Origin of the sequence: Streptomyces anthophorae (assembly GCF_049310305.1) — a bacterium.
Lineage (GTDB): Bacteria > Actinomycetota > Actinomycetes > Streptomycetales > Streptomycetaceae > Streptomyces.
On sequence record NZ_JBLWQQ010000001.1, the window covers coordinates 5,445,788 to 5,469,518 of the forward strand.

Here is a 23,731-nt window from a genome sequence, read left to right on the forward strand (position 1 = left end):
GGACCATCGCGCCGTACAGGTGCCGGAAAGCGAGGAGCAGCAGACCGGATGGACCTCGACGTCTTCGTGTCCGCCCACCGGGCCGAGTGGGACCGACTGGACGCTCTGCTGCGCCGCCGACGCCGTCTCACCGGCACGGAGGCGGACGAACTGGTGACGCTGTACCAGCGCACCGCCACCCACCTCTCGCTCATCCAGTCCAGCGCACCGGACCCCCGGGTGATCGGCCGCCTCACCCAACTCGTGGCACGCGCGCGTAGTGCCGTGACGGGCACCCGCCGCGCTTCATGGCGCGACGTAACGCGCTTCTTGACCCACGGTTTCCCGGCAGCGGTCTACAGAGCGCGCCATTGGTGGGTGCCCACCGCGCTGCTCTCGACTGCGATAGCCGCCCTGATCGGCTGGTGGATCGGCACCCACCCCGACGTCCAGGCCTCCATCGCGGCCCCCTCGGAGCTCCGCGAGATGACCCGCCCCGGAGGCCAGTACGAGACGTACTACTCGAGCCACCCGGCCGCGTCGTTCGCCGCCCAGGTCTGGACGAACAACGCCCAGGCCGCCGCCATGTGCCTCGTCCTGGGCGTCTTCCTGGGCCTTCCGGTCCTGTGGATCCTCTTCCAGAACATGCTCAACGTAGGTGTGGGTATCGGCCTGATGGCCTCCGTCGGCCGCCTCGACACCTTCCTGGGACTGATCCTCCCGCACGGCCTGCTCGAACTGACCGCGGTCTTCGTAGCCGCCGGGACCGGCCTCCGCCTCGGATGGACGGTGATCGACCCGGGCCCCCGTTCCCGCAGAACGGCCCTCGCCGAAGAGGCCCGCGCGGCCCTCGGCATGGCCATCGGCCTGGCCCTTGTCCTCTTCATCTCCGGCGCCATCGAAGGCTTCGTCACCCCCTCCGGCCTGCCGACCTGGGCCCGCATCGGCATCGGCATCGCGGCTGAAGTGGCCTTCCTGGCGTACGTCTATGTCCTCGGCGGCCGAGCGGCACGTGAGGGCGAGACGGGCGACGTGGACGCGGACGAGCGCAGCGCGCTTCTGCCCACGGCGGCCTGATGTGCGTGTGCACCGCTGACCTGCTAGTCTCCTCTTCGCCCCGGAAAGACCGTTGACACGGACAGACCGGGGAGGTAGATTCGAACAGTTGCCCCGAACTCGACAGGTTCGGCTGCAACGGCTAGCATCTAGCGCGCTTCACGAAATTCAATTCTTCGAGAAGCCTCTCCCGATTAATCGGAAACCCTGAGCCGGTCAGACCGGCCCAAAACTTCTGATAAAGTCGGCACCGCCGAAAGGCAAAGGCCCTCCAACGGCCACCGGAAATGAAATCCGAACCGGAAACGGAACGGAAAACGGATCTGGTAGAGTTGGAAACACGAAATACCGAAGGGAAGCGCCCGGAGGAAAGCCCGAGAGGGTGAGTACAAAGGAAGCGTCCGTTCCTTGAGAACTCAACAGCGTGCCAAAAATCAACGCCAAAATTTGTTGATACCCCGTCTCCAGCATCCGCTGGGACGAGGTTCCTTTGAAAAGTCCTGCCGGTCATTGGCTGGTAGGCGCACAGCGAGGACGCTGTGAACGGCCGGATTATTCCTCCGGCCGTTCCGCTCTCGTGGTGTCACCCCGATTACGGGGAAGCATTCACGGAGAGTTTGATCCTGGCTCAGGACGAACGCTGGCGGCGTGCTTAACACATGCAAGTCGAACGATGAAGCCCTTCGGGGTGGATTAGTGGCGAACGGGTGAGTAACACGTGGGCAATCTGCCCTTCACTCTGGGACAAGCCTTGGAAACGAGGTCTAATACCGGATAACACTCCCATTCTCCTGGATGGGGGTTAAAAGCTCCGGCGGTGAAGGATGAGCCCGCGGCCTATCAGCTTGTTGGTGAGGTAATGGCTCACCAAGGCGACGACGGGTAGCCGGCCTGAGAGGGCGACCGGCCACACTGGGACTGAGACACGGCCCAGACTCCTACGGGAGGCAGCAGTGGGGAATATTGCACAATGGGCGAAAGCCTGATGCAGCGACGCCGCGTGAGGGATGACGGCCTTCGGGTTGTAAACCTCTTTCAGCAGGGAAGAAGCGCAAGTGACGGTACCTGCAGAAGAAGCGCCGGCTAACTACGTGCCAGCAGCCGCGGTAATACGTAGGGCGCAAGCGTTGTCCGGAATTATTGGGCGTAAAGAGCTCGTAGGCGGCTTGTCACGTCGATTGTGAAAGCTCGGGGCTTAACCCCGAGTCTGCAGTCGATACGGGCTAGCTAGAGTGTGGTAGGGGAGATCGGAATTCCTGGTGTAGCGGTGAAATGCGCAGATATCAGGAGGAACACCGGTGGCGAAGGCGGATCTCTGGGCCATTACTGACGCTGAGGAGCGAAAGCGTGGGGAGCGAACAGGATTAGATACCCTGGTAGTCCACGCCGTAAACGGTGGGCACTAGGTGTGGGCAACATTCCACGTTGTCCGCGCCGCAGCTAACGCATTAAGTGCCCCGCCTGGGGAGTACGGCCGCAAGGCTAAAACTCAAAGGAATTGACGGGGGCCCGCACAAGCAGCGGAGCATGTGGCTTAATTCGACGCAACGCGAAGAACCTTACCAAGGCTTGACATACACCGGAAACGTCTGGAGACAGGCGCCCCCTTGTGGTCGGTGTACAGGTGGTGCATGGCTGTCGTCAGCTCGTGTCGTGAGATGTTGGGTTAAGTCCCGCAACGAGCGCAACCCTTGTTCTGTGTTGCCAGCATGCCCTTCGGGGTGATGGGGACTCACAGGAGACCGCCGGGGTCAACTCGGAGGAAGGTGGGGACGACGTCAAGTCATCATGCCCCTTATGTCTTGGGCTGCACACGTGCTACAATGGCCGATACAATGAGCTGCGATACCGCAAGGTGGAGCGAATCTCAAAAAGTCGGTCTCAGTTCGGATTGGGGTCTGCAACTCGACCCCATGAAGTTGGAGTTGCTAGTAATCGCAGATCAGCATTGCTGCGGTGAATACGTTCCCGGGCCTTGTACACACCGCCCGTCACGTCACGAAAGTCGGTAACACCCGAAGCCGGTGGCCCAACCCCTTGTGGGAGGGAGCTGTCGAAGGTGGGACTGGCGATTGGGACGAAGTCGTAACAAGGTAGCCGTACCGGAAGGTGCGGCTGGATCACCTCCTTTCTAAGGAGCATCTAGGCCGCCAAACTTGTTTGGTGGTCCAGGGCCATTACGTCGGCACACGTTCGACGGTGGTTGCTCATGGGTGGAACGTTGATTATTCGGCACACTTGACTGTCTTCTCCTTCCAGTACTGCTCTTCGGAGCGTGGAACGTTGAGGGAAGCAGCGAGAGTGTCGGGCACGCTGTTGGGTGTCTGAAGGTACGGCCGTGATGGTCGCCTTCAGTGCCGGCCCCAGTGCACTCGAACCGGAAGGTTTGGGGTGATGGGTGGTTGGTCGTTGTTTGAGAACTGCACAGTGGACGCGAGCATCTGTGGCCAAGTTTTTAAGGGCGCACGGTGGATGCCTTGGCACCAGGAACCGATGAAGGACGTGGGAGGCCACGATAGTCCCCGGGGAGTCGTCAACCAGGCTTTGATCCGGGGGTTTCCGAATGGGGAAACCCGGCAGTCGTCATGGGCTGTCACCCGCTGCTGAATATATAGGCAGTGTGGAGGGAACGCGGGGAAGTGAAACATCTCAGTACCCGCAGGAAGAGAAAACAACCGTGATTCCGGGAGTAGTGGCGAGCGAAACCGGATGAGGCCAAACCGTATACGTGTGAGACCCGGCAGGGGTTGCGTGTGCGGGGTTGTGGGATCTCTCTTTTACGGTCTGCCGGCCGTGAGACGAGTAAGAAACCGTTGATGTAGACGAAGGACATGCGAAAGGTCCGGCGTAGAGGGTAAGACCCCCGTAGTCGAAACGTTAGCGGCTCGTTTGAGAGACACCCAAGTAGCACGGGGCCCGAGAAATCCTGTGTGAATCTGGCGGGACCACCCGTTAAGCCTAAATATTCCCTGGTGACCGATAGCGGATAGTACCGTGAGGGAATGGTGAAAAGTACCGCGGGAGCGGAGTGAAATAGTACCTGAAACCGTGTGCCTACAAGCCGTGGGAGCGTCGCGCATTGAGTTTACTCGATGCGTCGTGACTGCGTGCCTTTTGAAGAATGAGCCTGCGAGTTTGCGGTGTGTTGCGAGGTTAACCCGTGTGGGGAAGCCGTAGCGAAAGCGAGTCCGAACAGGGCGACATAGTAGCGCGCTCAAGACCCGAAGCGGAGTGATCTAGCCATGGGCAGGTTGAAGCGGAGGTAAGACTTCGTGGAGGACCGAACCCACCAGGGTTGAAAACCTGGGGGATGACCTGTGGTTAGGGGTGAAAGGCCAATCAAACTCCGTGATAGCTGGTTCTCCCCGAAATGCATTTAGGTGCAGCGTCGTGTGTTTCTTGCCGGAGGTAGAGCACTGGATAGGCGATGGGCCCTACCGGGTTACTGACCTTAGCCAAACTCCGAATGCCGGTAAGTGAGAGCACGGCAGTGAGACTGTGGGGGATAAGCTCCATGGTCGAGAGGGAAACAGCCCAGAGCATCGACTAAGGCCCCTAAGCGTACGCTAAGTGGGAAAGGATGTGGAGTCGCAGAGACAACCAGGAGGTTGGCTTAGAAGCAGCCACCCTTGAAAGAGTGCGTAATAGCTCACTGGTCAAGTGATTCCGCGCCGACAATGTAGCGGGGCTCAAGCGTACCGCCGAAGTCGTGTCATTCATACAACAGGGCCAACGCCTGTATGGATGGGTAGGGGAGCGTCGTGTGCCGGGTGAAGCAGCACCGGAAGGTAGTTGTGGACGGTTCACGAGTGAGAATGCAGGCATGAGTAGCGATACACACGTGAGAAACGTGTGCGCCGATTGACTAAGGGTTCCTGGGTCAAGCTGATCTGCCCAGGGTAAGTCGGGACCTAAGGCGAGGCCGACAGGCGTAGTCGATGGATAACCGGTTGATATTCCGGTACCCGCTGTGACGCGAAAGACATCGAATCCAGTGATGCTAAGGCCGTGAAGCCGTTCCGGACCCTTCGGGGAATGGAAAGTGGTGGAGCCGCCGGCCCAAGCTGGTAGTAGGTGAGCGATGGGGTGACGCAGGAAGGTAGTCCAGCCCGGGCGATGGTAGTCCCGGGGTAAGGGTGTAGGCCGTGCGGTAGGTAAATCCGTCGCACACGAGGCTGAGACCTGATGCCGAGCCGATTGTGGTGAAGTGGATGATCCTATGCTGTCGAGAAAAGCCTCTAGCGAGTTTCATGGCGGCCCGTACCCTAAACCGACTCAGGTGGTCAGGTAGAGAATACCGAGGCGTTCGGGTGAACTATGGTTAAGGAACTCGGCAAAATGCCCCCGTAACTTCGGGAGAAGGGGGGCCATTCCTGGTGATGAGTCTTGCACTCTGAGCTGGGGGTGGCCGCAGAGACCAGCGAGAAGCGACTGTTTACTAAAAACACAGGTCCGTGCGAAGCCGTAAGGCGATGTATACGGACTGACGCCTGCCCGGTGCTGGAACGTTAAGGGGACCGGTTAGTCACATTTCGGTGTGGCGAAGCTGAGAACTTAAGCGCCAGTAAACGGCGGTGGTAACTATAACCATCCTAAGGTAGCGAAATTCCTTGTCGGGTAAGTTCCGACCTGCACGAATGGCGTAACGACTTCTCGACTGTCTCAACCATAGGCCCGGTGAAATTGCACTACGAGTAAAGATGCTCGTTTCGCGCAGAAGGACGGAAAGACCCCGGGACCTTTACTACAGTTTGATATTGGTGTTCGGTTCGGCTTGTGTAGGATAGGTGGGAGACTGTGAAGCGGCCACGCCAGTGGTTGTGGAGTCGTCGTTGAAATACCACTCTGGTCGTGCTGGATGTCTAACCTGGGTCCGTGATCCGGATCAGGGACAGTGTCTGATGGGTAGTTTAACTGGGGCGGTTGCCTCCCAAAGGGTAACGGAGGCGCCCAAAGGTTCCCTCAGCCTGGTTGGTAATCAGGTGTTGAGTGTAAGTGCACAAGGGAGCTTGACTGTGAGACCGACGGGTCGAGCAGGGACGAAAGTCGGGACTAGTGATCCGGCGGTGGCTTGTGGAAGCGCCGTCGCTCAACGGATAAAAGGTACCCCGGGGATAACAGGCTGATCTTCCCCAAGAGTCCATATCGACGGGATGGTTTGGCACCTCGATGTCGGCTCGTCGCATCCTGGGGCTGGAGTCGGTCCCAAGGGTTGGGCTGTTCGCCCATTAAAGCGGTACGCGAGCTGGGTTTAGAACGTCGTGAGACAGTTCGGTCCCTATCCTCTGTGCGCGTAGGAATATTGAGAAGGGCTGTCCCTAGTACGAGAGGACCGGGACGGACGAACCTCTGGTGTGCCAGTTGTCCTGCCAAGGGCATGGCTGGTTGGCTACGTTCGGAAAGGATAACCGCTGAAAGCATCTAAGCGGGAAGCCTGCTTCGAGATGAGTATTCCCACCCCCTCGAGGGGTTAAGGCTCCCAGTAGACGACTGGGTTGATAGGCCAGATCTGGAAGCACCGCAAGGTGTGGAGGTGACTGGTACTAATAGGCCGAGGGCTTGTCCTCAGTTGCTCGCGTCCACTGTGTTGGTTCTGAAACCACGAACAACCGTCGTAGCCATGTGCCACGGCTCCGGTTGACAGTTTCATAGTGTTTCGGTGGTCATAGCGTGAGGGAAACGCCCGGTTACATTCCGAACCCGGAAGCTAAGCCTCACAGCGCCGATGGTACTGCAGGGGGGACCCTGTGGGAGAGTAGGACGCCGCCGAACTAATTTTAGAGAAAAGCCCCGTGCCAATGGCACGGGGCTTTTCTGCGTTTAGGGGCACGCCACACCCCTTTCCTCAGGGGTTTCCTCAAAGGCGGCCGGCGGATTTCAGGGCCAGGTAGGCGTCCGCGAGAGCTGGGGCCAGTTCGGACGGGGTGGCGTCCACGACGGTGACTCCGTGGCGGGTGAGTTGTTCGGCTGTGCGCAGGCGTTCGGCCTTTGCCTGGGCTGCCGAGGCGGCTTCGTAGATGGCTTCTGTTGTGCCCCGTGCCGATGCCATCGATTCGATTTTGGGGTCGGCCACTGATGCGACGACGACCGTGTGGCGCTTCGTGAGGCGTGCGAGTACGGGGAGAAGGCCCTCTTCGATGGGGGCCGCGTCCAAGGACGTGAGAAGGACGATGAGGGAACGGCGGTGCGCTGTGTGCAGGGCTGTTGCCGTGAGGCCGCGGGCGTCCGTTTCGATGAGTTCTGGTTCCAGCGGGGCCATGGCGTTGACCAGGGCCGGGAGGACGTCGCCTGCGGTGCGGCCCTGGACGAGCGCACGGGTACGGCGGTCGTAGGCCAGCAGGTCCACGCGGTCGCCGGCTCGGGATGCCAGGGCGCCCAGGAGGAGCGCGGCGTCCATGGAGGCGTCGAGGCGCGGGGCGTCGCCGACTCGGCCGGCGGAGGTTCGGCCGGTGTCGAGGACCAGGAGGATGTGGCGGTCGCGTTCCGGGCGCCAGGTGCGGACGGCCACCGAGGAGTGGCGGGCCGTTGCGCGCCAGTCGATGGAGCGGGTGTCGTCTCCGGGAACGTACTCGCGGAGGCTGTCGAATTCTGTGCCCTCGCCTCGGGTCAACACGCTGGTGCGGCCGTCGAGTTCGCGGAGGCGGGCCAGTTTGGAGGGGAGGTGCTTGCGGCTGTGGAAGGGCGGGAGTACGCGGACCGTCCAGGGGACCCTGTGTGTGCCTTGGCGCGTGAAGAGGCCGAGGGGGCCCTGGGAGCTGACCGTGACGCGGTCCGCCGTGCGGTCGCCGCGGCGGGTGGGCTGCAAGCGCGTGGTGACGCGGCGCCTTTCGCCTGCGGGGACGTGCACGCGGTGGCGGGACGAGTCGTACTCCATGCCGGGCCGCCAGCTGCTCGGGGGCCAGGCGTCACGGATCTTCGCGCGCAGCGGGCGGCGCGAGGGGTTCGTGATCGTGAGGGTGACGTCGGCCGGGTCTCCGAGGCGTACGGAAGTGTCGCCCGAGCGGGTCAGGCGCAGGCGGCGTACGGGGGCGGCCAGGGCGAAGTCGCAGGCGCAGGCGAGGGCCAGTGGCGTGTTGACGGCCAGGATGCCGGTCCAGCTGGGCTCCCAGATGCCGATGGGGAGGGAACCCAGGGCCGCGAGAAGGGCCGTACGTCCGGTCAGAGCCATTGTTGTGTCGTCCTCCGTCTCCGTTGTAGGTCGGTCAGCGGGGGACGGGGACGTGGGTGAGGATCGCGTTGATGACCGAGTCTGCGGTCACGCCTTCCATCTCGGCCTCAGGGCGCAGTTGGATGCGGTGGCGGAGGGTGGGCAGGGCCAAGGCTTTGACGTCGTCGGGGGTGACGTAGTCGCGGCCGGTCAGCCAGGCCCAGGCGCGGGCCGTGGCGAGGAGGGCCGTGGCTCCTCGCGGGGAGACGCCGAGGGTGAGCGAAGGGGATTCGCGGGTCGCACGGCAGATGTCGACCACGTAGGCGGTGATTTCGGGGGAGACCGTCGTCTTGGCGACCGCGGTGCGGGCCGTTTCGAGGTCGGCTGCCGTGGCCACCGGGCTGATGCCCGCCGCCTTGAGGTCGCGGGGGTTGAAGCCGGAGGCGTGGCGGGTCAGGACGTCGATCTCGTCCTGCCGGGAGGGCAGGGGGACGTTCAACTTGAGCAGGAAGCGGTCCAGTTGGGCCTCGGGGAGGGGGTAGGTGCCCTCGTACTCGACCGGGTTCTGGGTCGCGATCACCATGAAGGGGTCGGGGAGTTGGCGGGCCGTGCCGTCCACCGTGACCTGGCGTTCCTCCATCGCTTCGAGCAGGGAGGACTGGGTCTTGGGCGGGGTGCGGTTGATCTCGTCGGCGAGGACGAGGTTGGTGAAGACCGGGCCCGGCTGGAAGGAGAAGCGGGCGGTGTTGGTGTCGTAGACCAGGGAGCCCGTGACGTCGCTGGGCATCAGGTCGGGGGTGAACTGGACGCGCTTCGTGTCGAGTTCGAGGGACGCGGCGAGGGCGCGTACGAGGAGGGTCTTGGCGACGCCGGGCACGCCCTCGAGCAGGACGTGGCCGCGGCAGAGCAGGGCCACGACCAGGCCCGTGACGGTGGGGTCCTGGCCGACCACGGCCTTGGCGATCTCCGTGCGCAAGGCCTCCAAGGACGCCCTTGAGCTGCGGGGATCCGTTGTGGGCCCGGCGTTGTCAGTGGTCGGGTCCATCATGGGTTCCGTACCTCACTTTCGAGGGCGTCGAGGTGGTCGGCGAGTGCGATGAGTGCTGCGTCGGTCGCGGGTGGCGGGCCGAAGAGGAGGGCGTGCGGGTCCCGGGCGGGCGTGGGGAGTTGGCGTGCCAGGGCCGGGAGGAAGGTCTCGGGCGAGTGGGCCTGGGAGACGGGGACGCCGATGAGGGGGGCCAGTCGGGTGCGGGTGGAGATACGCAGGGCTGTGGCGGCGCGGTCGCGGGCGTTCGCCTTGCGGTAGAGGCGGGCGCGGCCTTCGACGGTTTCGGAGGCGCGGATCGCGACGGGCAGGCGCTCCTGGACCAGGGGGCCCAGGCGGCGTGCGCGCCACAGTGCGGCCAGTGCTGCCGCGATGAAGAGCTGAAGTGTGCCCCAGAGCCAGCCCTTGGGGATCAGGTCGACGAAGCTGCGGTCGTTCTGTGCGCCGTCCGCCGCCGAGTCGTCGGAGAGGGAGGGGAGGTACCAGACGAGATGAGGGCGCGAGCCGAGGAGTTGGAGGGCGAGCGAGGCGTTGCCCTGCTCGTCGAGGGTGTCGTTGACGACGATGTCGGGGGAACCCAGGACGATCGTGTCGCCTTCGCCGGAGGGGGACGGCAGGCGCAGGAGCGTGGGGGAGCCGTGGCTCGGGTAGCAGGAGTCGGCGCCGGTGAGCGTCGTGCCGTAGCGGTGGCCGCCGGTGTTGGCGGGGCCGGCGCGGCGGGCCTCGGGGAGCGCGCAGCCGGGCGCGAGGGGCTTGTCGGCGGCGGGCTCGGGGTCGGCGGTGACGCCCGGGGCCAGGGCCTCGACCGCCGAGGTGCCGGGGGCGACGAGGACCGTGCGGCCCCCGGAGCCGGCGGCGGCGTCCTGGAGTCGGGACTGCTGACGGGCCGTGAGCCGGTCGGGCGCGGCGACCAGGAGGGTCGTGTCGGGGCCCGCCGCCGCGCGGGCCTCGGCGGTCGTGGTGACCACGCGCGTGTCGACGCCCCGGTCGGCGAGGAGTTCGGCGACGGCGCGGCTGCCGCGCTGGTCGGCCGAGCGCGGATCGAGGGCGCCGTGCTGGTCACCGGAGCGGGCGACCGCGATGACCATGGCCGCGACCAGGAGGAAGGCCAGCGCCAGGGCGATGCCGCGGGTGCGGGTCCAGATCTGGCGGGCGGTGGGCGTGATGGAGGTGGCGTCGCCGGGGCCGTCCGGGCCGGCGTCGGGTGGTGGTGGCGGGGCGAGCGTGGTCGTCGTGGACCGCGGGTGGGCGGCCGGGGTGGGGGCGGGCTGATCGAGCGGGCGGCCGCCGGGGTGCGCGGTGGGCTGCGTCGGGTGCGACAGGTCGGATGTCGGGTCGCCCTGGGCGCGCGCCGGGTTCGGGGTGCCGGGGTCGGTCGGTTCGGTCACCGGGCGGCTCCCGCGGCGGCGAGGTCGGGGGTGGTGCGTTCCACCTCGGAGTCCAGGGTGGACAGCCGTTCGTACGTCTCCGGGGTCGCGGTGCGGCCGCCGTACGCGATGTCGTCGAAGTCGCGGGCGGCCGCGCGGAGGCGGTCCGCGTGCTGGGGCAGCGGGCGGGCCGCTTCTGCGGCGGCCTCGTCGGCGGTGCGGCCGGGGCGGGGGTCGAGGAGGGCGCGTTCCTCCAGGGAGCGGACGAGGGCGCGCATCCGTTCCTGGACTGCCTGGTTCCAGTGGCCCTGGGCGGCGTGCGCCGCGGCGGCCGAGCGGTGTTCGGCGGCGCTGCGCGGGCGGGCGTCGAAGAGAGGGGGCGCGGAGGTGGGGGAGCGGCGCGGCGTGCCGAGGCGCCACCACAGGGCGGCGGCCACGGCGACGACGGCGAGCAGGATCACGAGCAGGCCGACGGTGCCGCCGGGGGCGGCGCCGGACGCGGCGGAGAAGAGCTCGTCGATCCAGTCCCAGAACTTGTTCAGGGCGCGCATGAACCAGTTCGGGTCGTCCTGGTGGTACGCGGGCTTGGACAGCTCGCGTTTCGCAGCTTCCCGCGCGGGGTCGCGCGGGATCCTCACCGGCGGCTCGTCGCCGCCGGTGAGGACCGACGAGATCGTCGTGTGGAGCACTCCCCCAAGTGCGCTCACGCCATCAGCTCCCCGGAGTGGCGCCGGAGGCGGACCCGTAGTCGTGCAGGCCCGCGGCGCGGGCGAGTTCGAGGTCGAGGGCCTCGCGGCGGATGCGCTGGTCGATGTAGAGCAGCACGGTGACGCCGGCCGTGATCGGGAAGGTGATGGTGGAGCCGACGACCGAGCCGATGCCCGTGATGATGAGGAAGGCCCAGCCGAAGTTCCCGCCGCTGTCCAGGAGGCTGGAGAAGCCGTCTCCGCTGACCGCCCCGGCGATGGCGGTGAACGGGAAGAGGATGATCTCCGAGACGATCGCGGCGATCAGGGACGCCAGGATCGTGATGCCGAAGACTCGCCACCAGGAGCCGCGGACGAGCTTGGTGGAGCGGCCCATGGCCTTGCGGACCGTCTGCTTCTCCAGCATCAGCGCGGGCGACGCCAGCGACAGGCGGACCATCAGCCAGATCGTCACGACGAGACCGGCGAGGCCGCCGACGACCCCGAGCGCGATACCGCCCTCGCTCGAGCCGAGCGCGCCGACCAGGATGCCGGGCGCGACGCTCACGAGCATGATGGCGGCGGCGATCAGCGGGAGCAGCAGCGTCAGGCCGAGCAGCCTGAGGATCTGCGGCCGGGCGTCGCGCCAGGCCTCTCCTATGGTGACGGGCCGGCCGAGCACGGCGCGGCTGGTGACCGTCGTCAGCAGGGCCGTCGCGACGATCGTGCCGAGCAGTGTGACGACGGCGACGAGCGCGGAGCCGATCAGGAGCGAGCCCAGGGCACTGAAGATCTCGCGCGGGGTGGCGTCGGGGTTGTCGAGGGCCGTGGTGGTCGCCGCGTCGTTGAGGACGAAGCCCTGGAGGAGGACCGCCAGGAGCTGGGTGACCACGGCGACGGTCAGCGAGATGCCGAGGACGGTGCGCCAGTAGGTCCGCATCGTCGACACCGCGCCGTCGAGGATCTCGCCGACGCCGAGCGGGCGCAGCGGGATGACGCCGGGCTTGGCCGCCTGGGGCTTGCCCTGCCAGCCGCCGCCCCAGCCGGGGTAGCCGCCGCCGGGGCCGCCCGGCCCCTGACCGTAGCCACCGCCGCCGCCCTGGCCGCCCCAGCCTTGACCGCCCCAGCCTTGACCGCCCCAGCCCTGGCCGGGAGCCGGCGGGGGCGCGGGAGGAGTCTGGGCGGGGCCGGAGGGCGCGGACCACTGGGCGGGTGGCGGCTGCTCCTTGGACCACTTCGGGCCCTGGCCCGCGGCGTCCTGCGGGGGCGTGTCCTGCGGACCGCTGCCCTGGGCGCCGCTGTTCCGGTCGGGGCCGTCCTTGCGGTCGCCGTCCGGGCCGTCGGAGGGGGCAGATCCGGGCGATGCCCAGCCCGGAGTGTCGTTCATCGTCGCTCCTTCAAAGTGCCCGTCCGCGGTCGCGGCAGCAGGTTGGCTGCCATCGTGCCATGGGGCGGGCGCCGGATGACCTGGCCCCGGGAGGGCTGGATGCCTTCAATTGTCGGGTCGGTACGGGGCAGACTGGGCGGATGGCTGATCAGTACGCGCAATCCGGCGAGGACATACGGCCCATCGGCGGCATCCGGCCCGAGGCCGTCGACATCCCGGCGATCCGGTGGGAGGAGCCGGCGGAGGGGCCCGTTCTGGTGCTGCTCGACCAGACGCGGCTGCCCGCCGAAGAGGTCGAGCTGGTGTGCACGGATCCGCAGGCACTGGTGCAGGCGATCCGTTCCCTGGCCGTGCGCGGTGCGCCGCTGCTCGGGATCGCGGGGGCGTACGGGGTGGCGCTCGCGGCTGCCCGCGGCTTCGACGTCGAGGAGGCGGCGGAGGCACTGGCCGACGCGCGGCCCACCGCGGTCAATCTGGCGTACGGGGTGCGCAGGGCGCAGGAGGCGTACCGGTCCGCGCTCGGGAGCGAGGCGGGCGACAGGGCGCGGGAGCGGGCCACCGAGGCGGCGCTCTCCTCGGCGCGGGCGCTGCACGCGGAGGACGCCGAGGCCAGCACCAGGATGGCCGGACACGGCCTGCGGCTCCTGGACGAGCTGGTGCCCGGGGGCAATCACCGCATCCTGACGCACTGCAACACCGGGGCGCTGGTGTCCGGCGGCGAGGGCACGGCCTTCGCGGTCGCGCTCGCCGCGCATCGGGCGGGACGGCTGCGCCGGCTGTGGGTGGACGAGACGCGCCCGCTGTTGCAGGGGGCCCGGCTGACCGCCTACGAGGCCGCGCGCAACGGGATGGCGTACACATTGCTCACGGACAGCGCGGCGGGATCGCTGTTCGCGGCGGGCGAGGTGGATGCCGTGCTGATCGGTGCGGACCGGATCGCGGCCGACGGTTCGGTGGCCAACAAGGTGGGGAGCTATCCGCTCGCGGTGCTGGCGCGTTATCACCACGTGCCGTTCATCGTGGTCGCGCCGGTGACGACGATCGACCCGGAGACCGCGGATGGTGCTTCCATCGAGGTGGAGCAGCGGGCCGGGCATGAGGTGACGGAGGTCACGGCGCCCCGGGCGCCGCTGGCCGGAGTGGAGGCAGGTGGCGGGATTCCGGTGGCACCACTGGGGACGCAGGCGTACAACCCCGCGTTCGATGTGACGCCTCCGGATTTGGTGACGGCGATCGTCACGGAGTGGGGCGTTGTTTCGCCCGTGACAGGTGAGGGCCTGAGTGAGCTGTGTGCCAGGTCACCTCAGGTTTCGATGAGCTAATGGGATGATGTGGTCCATGAAGGGACGAGTCCTTGTCGTCGACGACGACACCGCACTGGCCGAGATGCTCGGCATTGTGCTGCGTGGTGAAGGTTTTGAGCCGTCGTTCGTAGCTGACGGCGACAAGGCGCTGGCTGCTTTCCGTGAGACCAAGCCCGATCTGGTGCTGCTCGATCTGATGCTGCCGGGCCGGGACGGAATCGAGGTGTGCCGCCTGATCAGGGCGGAGTCCGGGGTACCGATCGTGATGCTCACGGCGAAGAGCGACACCGTCGATGTGGTGGTGGGCCTCGAATCGGGGGCCGACGACTACATCGTCAAGCCGTTCAAGCCGAAGGAGCTGGTCGCCCGCATCAGGGCGCGGCTGCGGAGGTCGGAGGAGCCCGCGCCGGAGCAGCTCGCCATCGGTGACCTGGTCATCGATGTGGCGGGTCATTCGGTGAAGCGGGACGGGCAGCCGATCGCGCTGACGCCGTTGGAGTTCGATCTGCTGGTCGCGCTCGCGCGCAAGCCCTGGCAGGTGTTCACGCGTGAGGTGCTCCTCGAGCAGGTCTGGGGCTACCGGCACGCGGCGGACACGCGCCTGGTCAATGTGCATGTGCAGCGGCTGCGTTCCAAGGTCGAGAAGGACCCGGAGCGGCCGGAGATCGTGGTGACCGTCCGAGGCGTCGGTTACAAGGCAGGACCGAGCTGACGTGTCCCGAAACAGTGCCGCTTCGGCGCCCGGGGCCCCGGGGTCCCGCCCGGAGCGGCCTGTGGGACCCGCGGTGGGACCTGCCGCCGCCCGTGGCTCACGGCTGCGCCGGGCCGTCGACAGGAGCCTGCTGCTCCAGGGCGGGATGCAGGGCAGCCCCGTGCTGCGCCTCTTCGCGCGCTGGGTGCGGCGTCCGCTGCTGCCCGCGATGCGGCTGTGGCGGCGGAACATTCAGCTGAAGGTCGTCGTCACGACGCTGCTGATGTCGCTCGGTGTCGTGCTGCTGCTCGGCATCGTCGTCATCGGCTCGGTGCGCAACGGACTGCTCGACGCCAAGGCGAAGGCCTCGCAGAGCCAGGCCGAGGGCGGCTTCCGCGCGGCCAAGGACAGGGCGGACTCCGCGGCGGCGGGCGTGCGGGACGGCGCGTCCGGCGACAGCCGCACGACGCTGACGCCCAACAACTGGATGAGCGAACTCGTCACGCAACTCGCCAGTGGTGGCAAGGGCGCGTTCGACGTGGTGATCCTGGGGTCGAGCGACGCCGACAGCGGTAACGGGCTGGCGCCGCGTGGCTCTGGCCTGGTGGATCCGAACCGCAGCGTGCCCGACGACCTGCGCGCGCAGGTCGACCGGATCGCCGGTGCCTCGCAGCAGTACACGAAGATCGTCTACGACGGTGGTGAGGACCCGCAGCCGGGCCTCGTCGTCGGAAAGCGGCTCAACGACCCTCAGGGGCACGCCTACCAGCTGTACTACCTCTTCCCGCTGACGCAGGAGGAGAAGTCCCTCGGCCTGGTCAAGGGAACCCTCGCGACGGCGGGGCTCTTCGTGGTGGTGCTGCTGGGTGCCATCGCCTGGCTCGTCGTGCGGCAGGTCGTCACGCCGGTGCGGATGGCGGCAGGAGTCGCCGAGCGGCTCTCCGCGGGCCGCCTCCAGGAGCGGATGAAGGTCACCGGCGAGGACGACATCGCGCGCCTGGGCGAGGCCTTCAACAAGATGGCGCAGAACCTGTATCTGAAGATCCAGCAGTTGGAGGATCTGTCGCGGATGCAGCGGCGGTTCGTGTCGGACGTGAGCCATGAGCTGCGTACGCCGCTGACGACGGTACGGATGGCCGCCGATGTCATCCATGAGGCGCGTGTCGACTTCGATCCGGTGACGGCGCGGTCCGCGGAGCTGCTCGCCGACCAGCTGGACCGGTTCGAGTCGCTCCTTGCCGACCTGCTGGAGATCAGCCGGTTCGATGCCGGCGCGGCCGCCCTCGAGGCCGAGCCGATAGACCTGCGGGAGGTCGTACGGCGCGTGGTGGGCGGAGCCGAGCCGCTCGCGGAGCGCAAGGGCTCGCACATCCTGGTCGTCGGCGACGACCAGCCGGTGGTCGCCGAGGCCGACGCGCGGCGTGTGGAGCGGGTGCTGCGCAACCTGGTGGTGAACGCCGTGGAGCACGGCGACGGCCGGGACGTCGTGGTGCGGCTCGCGGCGGCGGGCGGCGCGGTCGCAGTGGCGGTGCGCGACTACGGAGTGGGGCTCAAGCCCGGCGAGGCGACCCGCGTGTTCAGTCGCTTCTGGCGGGCCGACCCGGCACGCGCGCGTACCACGGGGGGAACGGGGCTCGGCCTGTCGATCGCCCTGGAGGACGCGCGGCTGCACGGAGGCTGGCTGCAGGCGTGGGGCGAGCCGGGTGGCGGTTCGCAGTTCCGGCTGACGTTGCCGAGGACCGTGGACGAGGCGCTGCGCGGTTCACCGATACCGCTGGAGCCGGAGGACTCGCGGCGCAACCGGGGGCTCGGTGACGCCGGGCTGCCGGGCGCGGACGACAAGAAGCTCGCGACGGTGCCGGCCCAGGCGCCGCCCGTGGCGGCCCGGACGCCGATCGCCCCGCGCCACGCGCAGGCGGCGGTGTCCGCGGATCCCACGGCGCTGCCCGGCAGCGGCGCGCGCGTGGTGGCGCGTGGCGAGGTGGCGAGCGGGCCGCGGCAGGCCGAGGACGCCGCGGAGCGCGGTGACCGGGAGGGCCACGGGCAGCGGGACGAGCGGCCGGACGCGGCGGGCGGGACGGACGACGCGTCGGCGGAGCCCGCACAGGCGCGTACGGGGCGGACGGCGGCGACGTCGCGTGGCGAGGGGAGCGACGGCAGTCGTGGATGAGCAGCGAGTGCCGCGGCAGCGGCGCGGGATGAGGGCCGGAATGCTGGCCGGATGCGGCGCGCTCGTGCTCGCCGGATGCGCGTCGATGCCGGACAACGGAGGCCTCGAATCGGTCGAGGCCTCGCAGCGGCCGGACTCGCAGGTGCGCGTCTTCGCCCTGCCGCCGAAGGACGATGTGGGGCCCTCAGCCATCGTCGACGGCTTCCTCGAAGCGCTGACCAGCGACGACCCCTCGTACACGATGGCGCGCAAGTACCTCACCCCGAAGGCCGCGAAGAACTGGTCGCCCGAGCAGCGCACCGTCGTGCTCGACGAGGGCCCCAGCAGGCGCCCGACGGACCGGCCGAACTCGGGGAACGACGGCCGTTCCTACCAGTTGACCGGCCATCAGGTCGCCACGGTCGACCAGCGGCAGGCCTACCAGCCGCGGGACACGTCGTACGAGGGGAATCTGCACCTGACGCAGGTGAACACCGCCAAGGGCAAGCAGTGGCGGATCGACTCCCTCCCGAAGGGGGTCGTGCTCGGCGAGTCCGACTTCCAGCGGATCTACAGCTCCGTCAACAAGTACTACTACGCGGTGGATTCGACGTCGGGCGGCGAGTCCGGGCAGCGGCGGCTGGTCGCGGACCCCGTCTTCGTACGGCAGTGGACGGATCCCTTGACGGAGACCGTCAAGGAGCTGTTGCAGGGGCCGACGAGCTGGCTGAATCCGGTGGTGCGGACGGCGTTCCCCTCGCACGCGGCGCTGAGGAAGGGCACCGACTCGCTGGCGCCGGACGACGCGAACAAGCTGACGGTGCCGTTGAACGAGGCGGGCAGCAGGGCGGGTCAGGCCAAGTGCAAGGAGATGGCGGCCCAACTGCTGTTCTCGCTGCGGGACCTGTCGTCGTCGAGCGTGAACGAGGTGGAACTGAAGCGTTCCGACGGCCGGTTCATGTGCGCGATGACCGAGGACGGGGCGGACGCGCTCGCGGCGCCGCGCTCCACCGGGCGCGTGCCGGACCAGTACTTCCTCGACGCCAAGGGCCGTTTGGTGCGGATGCCGGGCAAGAGCAGGTCCGACAAGAAGCCCGAGCGGGTGCCGGGGCCGCTCGGCGAGGGCGAGCAGGTGCTGCGCTCCGTGGCCGTCTCGCGCGACCAGGAGCGCGCGGCGGGGATCTCGAACGACGGGCGCTCGCTGTACGTGGCGTCGCTCATCTCCGGCGCCTCGCTGGGGGACCCGGTCGCGCGCAGCCACGCGAAGGCGGAGAAGAACGGCTTCACGACGCCCAGTTGGGACGGGAACGGCGACCTGTGGGTGGCCGACCGTGATCCGAAGCACCGGCGGTTGCTGATGTTCGGGCAGGGGCAGGCGGACAAGGTCCAGAAGGTCCGGGTCGAGGGGCTCGGCGACGACGCGACCATCGAGACGGTGAAGGCGTCCGCCGACGGCGCGCGCATCGGGCTTCTCGTGTCCGAGAAGGACACCACGTCGCTGTGGATCGGGCGCGTCGAGCGGCATCCCGACGCGAACGGCGACACGGAGGTCTCGGTGACCGAACTGCGCAGGGCCGCGCCGCAGATGGAAGAGGTCACGGCCGTGTCGTGGGCGGGCGACAGTCGGCTCGTCGTCGTCGGCCGGGAGCCCGGCGGGTTGCAGCAGATGCAGTACGTGCTGAGCGACGGGTCGACGCCGACCGGGCAGGCGCTGCCGGGGCTCACGAGGGTCAGCGAGATCGCGGCGTCGGACAACGACGAGTTGCCGCTGCTCGCGCACTCCGACGACGGGATCGTCCGGCTGCCCTCCGGGGCGGCGTGGCAGTCGGTGCTGAAGGACGGGACGGCTCCGGTCTATCCGGGGTAGGCGGCGGGGCCCGTCGGCCCGGGTGTCACCCGCACGAGCTCAACCGCTGGTCACAACCGTCGAGTTGTCCACAGGGCGTTGTCCACAGGGCTGGTGGGGCGGCCCGCGGATCGGCACAGTGGTGGGTATGCGGGGGTGGTGGCAGGACCTCTCCGATCTGGTGCTGCCGGCCGAGTGCGCCGGCTGCGGCAGATCTCGTACGGCGCTGTGCGCGCGGTGCTCGGCGGCGTTGCGCGGCGCCGGGCCGGGCCGGGTGCGGCCGCGGCCTGCGCCGCCCGGGCTGCCGGTCGTGTTCGGCGCCGTCCCGTACCGGAACGCGGTGCGGGCCGTGCTCCTCGCCCACAAGGAGCGCGGCGCGCTCGGTCTCGCCCGGCCCTTGGGTGTGGCGCTGGCCGGGGCTGTGCGGGCCGGACTCGTGGAGGGCGGGGCAGGTGGGGGCGGCGCGCGTGAGCGGGCCCCTGGCGGCCCTCTGGGCCCCGTGACGCTTGTCCCTGTGCCCTCCGCACCCCGGGCCGTGCGGGCGCGCGGGCACGATCCGACGCGGCGGATCGCGTACGCGGCTGCGGCCGAGCTGCGCCGTGCGGGTGTCGCGGCGCGGGTGCTGGCGGTGCTGCGGCAGCGGCGTGCGGTGGCCGATCAGTCGGGCCTGGACGGCCGGCAGCGGCTGGTCAATGTGACGGGTGCGTTGGAGGTGGCGGGCGGTGGCAGCGGGCTGCTCACCGGAATTGGCCGGATCGTGCTGGTCGACGACCTGATCACGACGGGGGCTTCTTTGGCGGAGGCGGCGCGCGCAATAGCGGCCGCGACCGGTTCCGGGAAGATCGAGAGGGATGGCAGGCCGGAGCGGGGCCGCCCCGAGGCGGGTCCGGGAATGGCGAACGCGATCAGTGAGATCACGTTCCGGGCGGCCGTAGTGGCCGCTTCTCCGGAATCCTTCGAAATAAACCGGAACTAGTAGGGAATCTGCATCGTTGCAGGTAGAGACAGGGTTCATTCGCTCGGTTGGAGGTACGTGCCAGTAGAGGGTGCCGACAACCGTCCAGGCGAGATATGTTCGGTTGTGAGGAACTCGGCAGGAAAGGCGGCCGCCACCCCTCACCATTGGATTGCCCTGTCAGGCACATTGCACAGGCATTTTCGCAATCACCCGGGATGGTGGGGTGTAGATCTTGTCCACGGGGGAGGAGGAGGTGGAAGTCACCGAGTCCGAGACTCCGGAAGTGGCCGGAGTCTGGTGCAAGAGGGAGATGCTCCGCCCAAGGAGCGGGGCTATCCGGGAACGGAGTTCTGCGTGGACATCGTCGTCAAGGGCCGCAAGACCGAAGTACCAGAGCGGTTCCGTAAGCACGTGGCCGAGAAGCTGAAGCTGGACAAGATCCAGAAGCTCGACGGCAAGGTGATCAGCCTCGACGTCGAGGTGTCCAAGGAGCCGAACCCCCGGCAGGCGGACCGCTGCGAGCGCGTGGAGATCACGCTGCGTACGCGTGGCCCGGTGATCAGGGCGGAGGCAGCCGCGAGCGACCCGTACGCGGCACTGGACCTGGCCACGGACAAGCTCGACGCGCGCCTGCGCAAGCAGCACGACAAGCGGTCGTCGCGGCGCGGGAAGCGGATCTCGGCGGCGGAGGTCGCCGAGCACGTCCCGGACGCCGCCCTGCTCAACGGGGACGGCACGATCGCCAAGGCCGAGGAGGCCGAGCCCGACGGCGTACCGACCACCAAGATGGGCTCGCTTGAGGTCAAGGGCGAGGGCCCGCTCGTCGTCCGTGAGAAGACCCACGTGGCGGCACCCATGACGCTCGACCAGGCGCTCTACGAGATGGAGCTGGTCGGGCACGACTTCTATCTGTTCGTCGACTCCGAGACGAAGGAACCCAGCGTCGTCTACCGGCGGCACGCCTACGACTACGGCGTCATCCACCTCAGCACCGACCCCATGGTCTCCCAGGTCAGGGGAGCCGACGGGGGCGACGCCATCGGCGGCTGACGACAACTGACACCCACTCATCGGGTGCCCCTGGGGTGCGTGTGCGCCCCCAGGGGCACCCTTGTGCGACCCCCGTGTGCACCGCACGGCCACCGCGCCGAGGCCGCGGCATGAAATCATGGCCGTGCCGGGTCAACCGGCGTGCTGGTGCCTCGGGTTGGCGCGGCACAGGAAGACGGGCCGCGGCCTTCAGGGGGAGGAACGATGGCGGACAGCTTCGGACTGATGCGGGGCGAGGACGCCGGTGCCGGCGAGGACGGCGCCGACATGGGGCCGGACGCGTCCTCGCGCGAGGAGCCCATCCGGGTGCTCGTGGTGGACGACCATGCCCTGTTCCGGCGCGGCCTTGAGATCGTCCTCAAGGCCGAGGAGGACATCCAGGTCGTCGGTGAGGCGGGCGACGGGGCGGAGGCCGTGGACAAGGCGGCCGATCTGCTGCCGGACATCATCCTCATGGACGTGCGGATGCCCAAGAGAGGCGGCATCGAGGCGTGCACCTCCATCAAGGAGGTGGCGCCCAGCGCCAAGATCATCATGCTGACCATCAGCGATGAGGAAGCGGATCTCTACGACGCGATCAAGGCGGGCGCGACGGGATATCTGCTGAAGGAGATCTCGACCGACGAGGTGGCCACGGCCATCCGCGCCGTGGCCGACGGGCAGTCGCAGATCAGTCCGTCCATGGCGTCGAAGCTGCTCACCGAGTTCAAGTCGATGATCCAGCGCACGGACGAGCGCCGGCTCGTGCCCGCGCCCCGGCTGACCGACCGGGAGCTCGAGGTGCTCAAGCTGGTGGCGACGGGCATGAACAACCGGGACATCGCCAAGGAGTTGTTCATCTCCGAGAACACCGTGAAGAACCATGTGCGCAACATCCTGGAGAAGTTGCAGCTGCACTCCAGGATGGAGGCGGTGGTGTACGCGATGCGGGAGAAGATTCTGGAGATCCGGTAGGGGCGGGCCCCGGCGCCGGGGCTGCTAGCGCAGGGCCTCGATCAGGGACTTCTTCAGTGGGGCCGACTCCATGTGCTCCACTCGCACGCTGTCGCAGCCGACCCAGCCCGCCGCTTCGAGGAGCGCCGCCGCCACCGCCGGTACGGCCTTCGGGCCGTCCAGGGAGACCTGCTTGGCGACCAGGGTGGTGCCCGCGCGCGCGGGGTCGACGCGGCCCACCAGGTGGCCGCCGGACAGCACCGGCATCGCGAAGTAGCCGTGGATCCGCTTCGGCTTGGGGACGTATGCCTCCAGGCGGTGCGTGAAGCCGAAGATCCGCTCCGTACGGGCCCGCTCCCAGATCAGGGAGTCGAAGGGCGACAGGAGCGTCGTGCGGTGGCGGCCGCGGGGCGCCGACTCAAGGGCCGCGGGGTCGGCCCAGGCCGGCTTGCCGCCCCAGCCCTCCACCGTGACCGGGACGAGGCCGGTGTCCTCGATCACCGCGTCGAACTGTTCGCTCTTCAGGCGGTGGTAGTCCGCGATGTCCGAGCGGGTGCCGACGCCGAGGGCCTCGCCGGCCTGCCGGACCAGGCGGCGTACGCACTCGGTGTCGTCGAGGTCGTCGTGCAGGAGGTCCGACGGGATCGCGCGCTCCGCCAGGTCGTAGACCCGCTTCCAGCCGCGGCGCTCCACGCAGACCACCTCGCCGTACATCAGCGCGCGCTCGACGGCGATCTTCGACTCGGACCAGTCCCACCACTCGCCCTTGTTCTTCGCGCCGCCCAGTTCCGTGGCGGTGAGGGGGCCCTCCGCGCGGAGTTGCTTGATCACCTGTTCGTACGCGCCGTCGGGGAGGTGGTGGTGCCAGTGGGGGCGGGCGCGGTAGGCGCGGCGGCGGAAGGCGAAGTGCGGCCACTCCTCGATGGGGAGGACGCAGGCGGCGTGCGACCAGTATTCGAAGGCGTGGGGGGTGGGGGACGGGGCCGTGCCCGGGGTCCAGTACGCCGATTCGACCTTGGTGCGGGGGACCGTGCCCAGGCGGGCGTAGGGGATCAGCTCGTGCGAGCGGGCGAGTACGGAGATCGTGTCGAGCTGGACCGCGCCGAGGTGGCGCAGGACGCCGCGTACGCCGGACCGGCGGTCGGGGGCGCCGACGAAGCCCTGGGCGCGGAGGGCGATGCGGCGGGCTTCGTCGGCGGACAAGGTGGCGGCGGGACGCGGCGAGGTCGTCATGGCCGGAACGATAGAGGGCGGGTCTGACAACGGGGCGGGGCTGGGCGTTGTGTGGTCTGCGCCGGGGTTCGTGGGCCGTGTCGGGGTGGGCGTCGAGTTTCGTGTGCGCGGCGGCGGGGTTCTTTGCTGTGGCGTGGCCGGGGCCGCCGTGAAGGGTGCGCGGCACCGGCTGTGGGCGGGCGGGCAGGCGGGGTGTGGTGGGGAGAGGGTGGTCGAGGAAGAAGGTGGTTCGTTCGTCAGCTTGGGGTTGGGAGGTACGGGAGAGGGGTGGGGAGGCCCAGGTCTGTGGGGAGGAGGGAGGCCAGCCAGCAGTCGCGCAGGGTGCCCTTGTTCGGCATGGCGGCGCGGAGGGTGGCCTCCAGGGTGAAGCCCGCGCGTTCCGCCACCGTGAGGGAGCCCACGTTGCCGACCTCCGCGCGCCACTCCAGGCGCGTACAGGAGAGGTCGGTGAAGGCCCAGCGGGCCACGCCCAGGACGGCCTCCGTCATATAGCCGTGGCCGCGGAACCGCTTGGCCGTCCAGAAGCCGATCTCCCAGCCGCCCGCGCGCGGGTGGTGCAGCGCGACCGCCCCCACCACCGGACCGCGGTCCTCCGTGCGCAGCGCGAACGTGTACTCGGTGTCACCACGCCAGCCGTCAACCACGACACGGTTGATGAAGTACTCCGCGTCCACGCGCGCGTACGGCGAGGGGATCGTGGTCCAGCGCTGGATGTCGGGATCCTGGGCCGCGGCGTACACCTCGTCGATGTCGGCGGGCACGAACGTGCGCAGCTGCAGGCGGTCGGTGGTCAGCGTCACGGGGTCCATCGACCGATTCTGCTCGGCACGCGGCGAGGGCGCCATGACTTTTCATGGCCAGTACCGGCACCTTCGCGGCGGCCCGCGCGTTGGACCTGAT

At 68.2% G+C, this 23,731-nt stretch carries 16 protein-coding genes and 3 rRNA genes; 11 read left to right on the forward strand and 8 right to left on the reverse strand.

Going from position 1 to position 23,731, the window contains the following annotated elements; translation table 11 throughout:
* Nucleotides 1–48 precede the first annotated feature (48 nt).
* Nucleotides 49–1,056, forward strand: a complete 1,008-nt coding sequence (locus tag ACNYS0_RS24850) for a stage II sporulation protein M (RefSeq protein WP_422476690.1) — start codon at nucleotides 49–51, stop codon at nucleotides 1,054–1,056.
* Nucleotides 1,057–1,251: 195 nt separating this feature from the next.
* On the opposite strand, the gene ACNYS0_RS24855 is transcribed toward ACNYS0_RS24850, so the two are convergent.
* Nucleotides 1,252–1,506 carry a hypothetical protein gene (locus tag ACNYS0_RS24855; RefSeq protein WP_422476691.1) on the reverse strand — a complete coding sequence of 85 codons (255 nt, stop codon included), beginning with the start codon at nucleotides 1,504–1,506 and terminating at the stop codon, nucleotides 1,252–1,254.
* Nucleotides 1,507–1,640: 134 nt separating this feature from the next.
* Here ACNYS0_RS24855 and ACNYS0_RS24860 point away from each other — a divergent pair.
* From ACNYS0_RS24860 to rrf, 3 genes are all read left to right on the forward strand, one after another.
* A 16S ribosomal RNA gene (locus tag ACNYS0_RS24860) occupies nucleotides 1,641–3,166 on the forward strand.
* 314 nt (nucleotides 3,167–3,480) lie between these two features.
* Nucleotides 3,481–6,602, forward strand: a 23S ribosomal RNA gene (locus ACNYS0_RS24865).
* An 88-nt stretch (nucleotides 6,603–6,690) separates the two neighbouring features.
* A 5S ribosomal RNA gene (gene rrf / locus ACNYS0_RS24870) occupies nucleotides 6,691–6,807 on the forward strand.
* Together the 16S, 23S and 5S rRNA genes form the textbook arrangement of a ribosomal RNA operon.
* 85 nt (nucleotides 6,808–6,892) lie before the next feature.
* On the opposite strand, the gene ACNYS0_RS24875 is transcribed toward rrf, so the two are convergent.
* The 5 genes from ACNYS0_RS24875 to ACNYS0_RS24895 all read right to left on the reverse strand — a co-directional run bounded on the left by ACNYS0_RS24875 (nucleotide 6,893) and on the right by ACNYS0_RS24895 (nucleotide 12,667).
* Nucleotides 6,893–8,203: a DUF58 domain-containing protein gene (locus ACNYS0_RS24875; protein WP_422476692.1), complete on the reverse strand. Its 1,311-nt coding sequence runs from the start codon at nucleotides 8,201–8,203 to the stop codon at nucleotides 6,893–6,895.
* Nucleotides 8,204–8,237: 34 nt separating this feature from the next.
* Nucleotides 8,238–9,227 carry an AAA family ATPase gene (locus tag ACNYS0_RS24880; protein WP_422476693.1) on the reverse strand — a complete coding sequence of 330 codons (990 nt, stop codon included), beginning with the start codon at nucleotides 9,225–9,227 and terminating at the stop codon, nucleotides 8,238–8,240.
* Entirely contained in the window at nucleotides 9,227–10,393 is a 1,167-nt protein-coding gene (locus tag ACNYS0_RS24885; RefSeq protein WP_422482770.1) for a DUF4350 domain-containing protein, read from the reverse strand. Before ACNYS0_RS24885 ends, ACNYS0_RS24880 begins: the two co-directional genes overlap by 1 nt.
* 218 nt (nucleotides 10,394–10,611) lie before the next feature.
* Entirely contained in the window at nucleotides 10,612–11,301 is a 690-nt protein-coding gene (locus tag ACNYS0_RS24890; protein WP_422476694.1) for a DUF4129 domain-containing protein, read from the reverse strand.
* Between the two features lie 4 nt (nucleotides 11,302–11,305).
* The gene (locus tag ACNYS0_RS24895) at nucleotides 11,306–12,667 is read right to left on the reverse strand and encodes a DUF7847 domain-containing protein (protein WP_422476695.1); all 1,362 of its coding nucleotides are present in this window, start codon (nucleotides 12,665–12,667) and stop codon (nucleotides 11,306–11,308) included.
* A 140-nt stretch (nucleotides 12,668–12,807) separates the two neighbouring features.
* Here ACNYS0_RS24895 and mtnA point away from each other — a divergent pair, with 140 nt between their 5' ends.
* The 7 genes from mtnA to ACNYS0_RS24930 all read left to right on the forward strand — a co-directional run bounded on the left by mtnA (nucleotide 12,808) and on the right by ACNYS0_RS24930 (nucleotide 21,619).
* Nucleotides 12,808–13,989, forward strand: coding sequence for an S-methyl-5-thioribose-1-phosphate isomerase (gene mtnA / locus ACNYS0_RS24900; protein ID WP_422476696.1), 1,182 nt, complete (start codon nucleotides 12,808–12,810; stop codon nucleotides 13,987–13,989).
* Nucleotides 13,990–13,993: 4 nt separating this feature from the next.
* Nucleotides 13,994–14,683, forward strand: coding sequence for a two-component system response regulator MtrA (mtrA, locus tag ACNYS0_RS24905; protein ID WP_306324333.1), 690 nt, complete (start codon nucleotides 13,994–13,996; stop codon nucleotides 14,681–14,683).
* Nucleotide 14,684: 1 nt separating this feature from the next.
* Nucleotides 14,685–16,832 carry an MtrAB system histidine kinase MtrB gene (mtrB, locus tag ACNYS0_RS24910; protein ID WP_422476697.1) on the forward strand — a complete coding sequence of 716 codons (2,148 nt, stop codon included), beginning with the start codon at nucleotides 14,685–14,687 and terminating at the stop codon, nucleotides 16,830–16,832.
* On the forward strand, nucleotides 16,825–18,678 hold the full coding sequence (locus ACNYS0_RS24915) for an LpqB family beta-propeller domain-containing protein (RefSeq protein WP_479685800.1): 1,854 nt from the start codon (nucleotides 16,825–16,827) through the stop codon (nucleotides 18,676–18,678). Before mtrB ends, ACNYS0_RS24915 begins: the two co-directional genes overlap by 8 nt.
* 127 nt (nucleotides 18,679–18,805) lie before the next feature.
* Nucleotides 18,806–19,633, forward strand: a complete 828-nt coding sequence (locus tag ACNYS0_RS24920) for a ComF family protein (RefSeq protein WP_422476698.1) — start codon at nucleotides 18,806–18,808, stop codon at nucleotides 19,631–19,633.
* 336 nt (nucleotides 19,634–19,969) lie between these two features.
* Entirely contained in the window at nucleotides 19,970–20,665 is a 696-nt protein-coding gene (gene hpf, locus ACNYS0_RS24925) for a ribosome hibernation-promoting factor, HPF/YfiA family (protein ID WP_422476699.1), read from the forward strand.
* A gap of 204 nt (nucleotides 20,666–20,869) precedes the next feature.
* Nucleotides 20,870–21,619 carry a response regulator gene (locus ACNYS0_RS24930; protein ID WP_385770492.1) on the forward strand — a complete coding sequence of 250 codons (750 nt, stop codon included), beginning with the start codon at nucleotides 20,870–20,872 and terminating at the stop codon, nucleotides 21,617–21,619.
* 24 nt (nucleotides 21,620–21,643) lie between these two features.
* Here the strand turns inward: ACNYS0_RS24930 and ACNYS0_RS24935 are convergent, their stop codons facing one another.
* Nucleotides 21,644–22,831 carry a winged helix-turn-helix domain-containing protein gene (locus ACNYS0_RS24935; protein ID WP_422476700.1) on the reverse strand — a complete coding sequence of 396 codons (1,188 nt, stop codon included), beginning with the start codon at nucleotides 22,829–22,831 and terminating at the stop codon, nucleotides 21,644–21,646.
* Between the two features lie 236 nt (nucleotides 22,832–23,067).
* Nucleotides 23,068–23,640 (reverse strand): GNAT family N-acetyltransferase, encoded by a 573-nt coding sequence (locus ACNYS0_RS24940; RefSeq protein WP_422476701.1) that lies wholly within the window; start codon nucleotides 23,638–23,640, stop codon nucleotides 23,068–23,070.
* Nucleotides 23,641–23,731 lie beyond the last annotated feature (91 nt).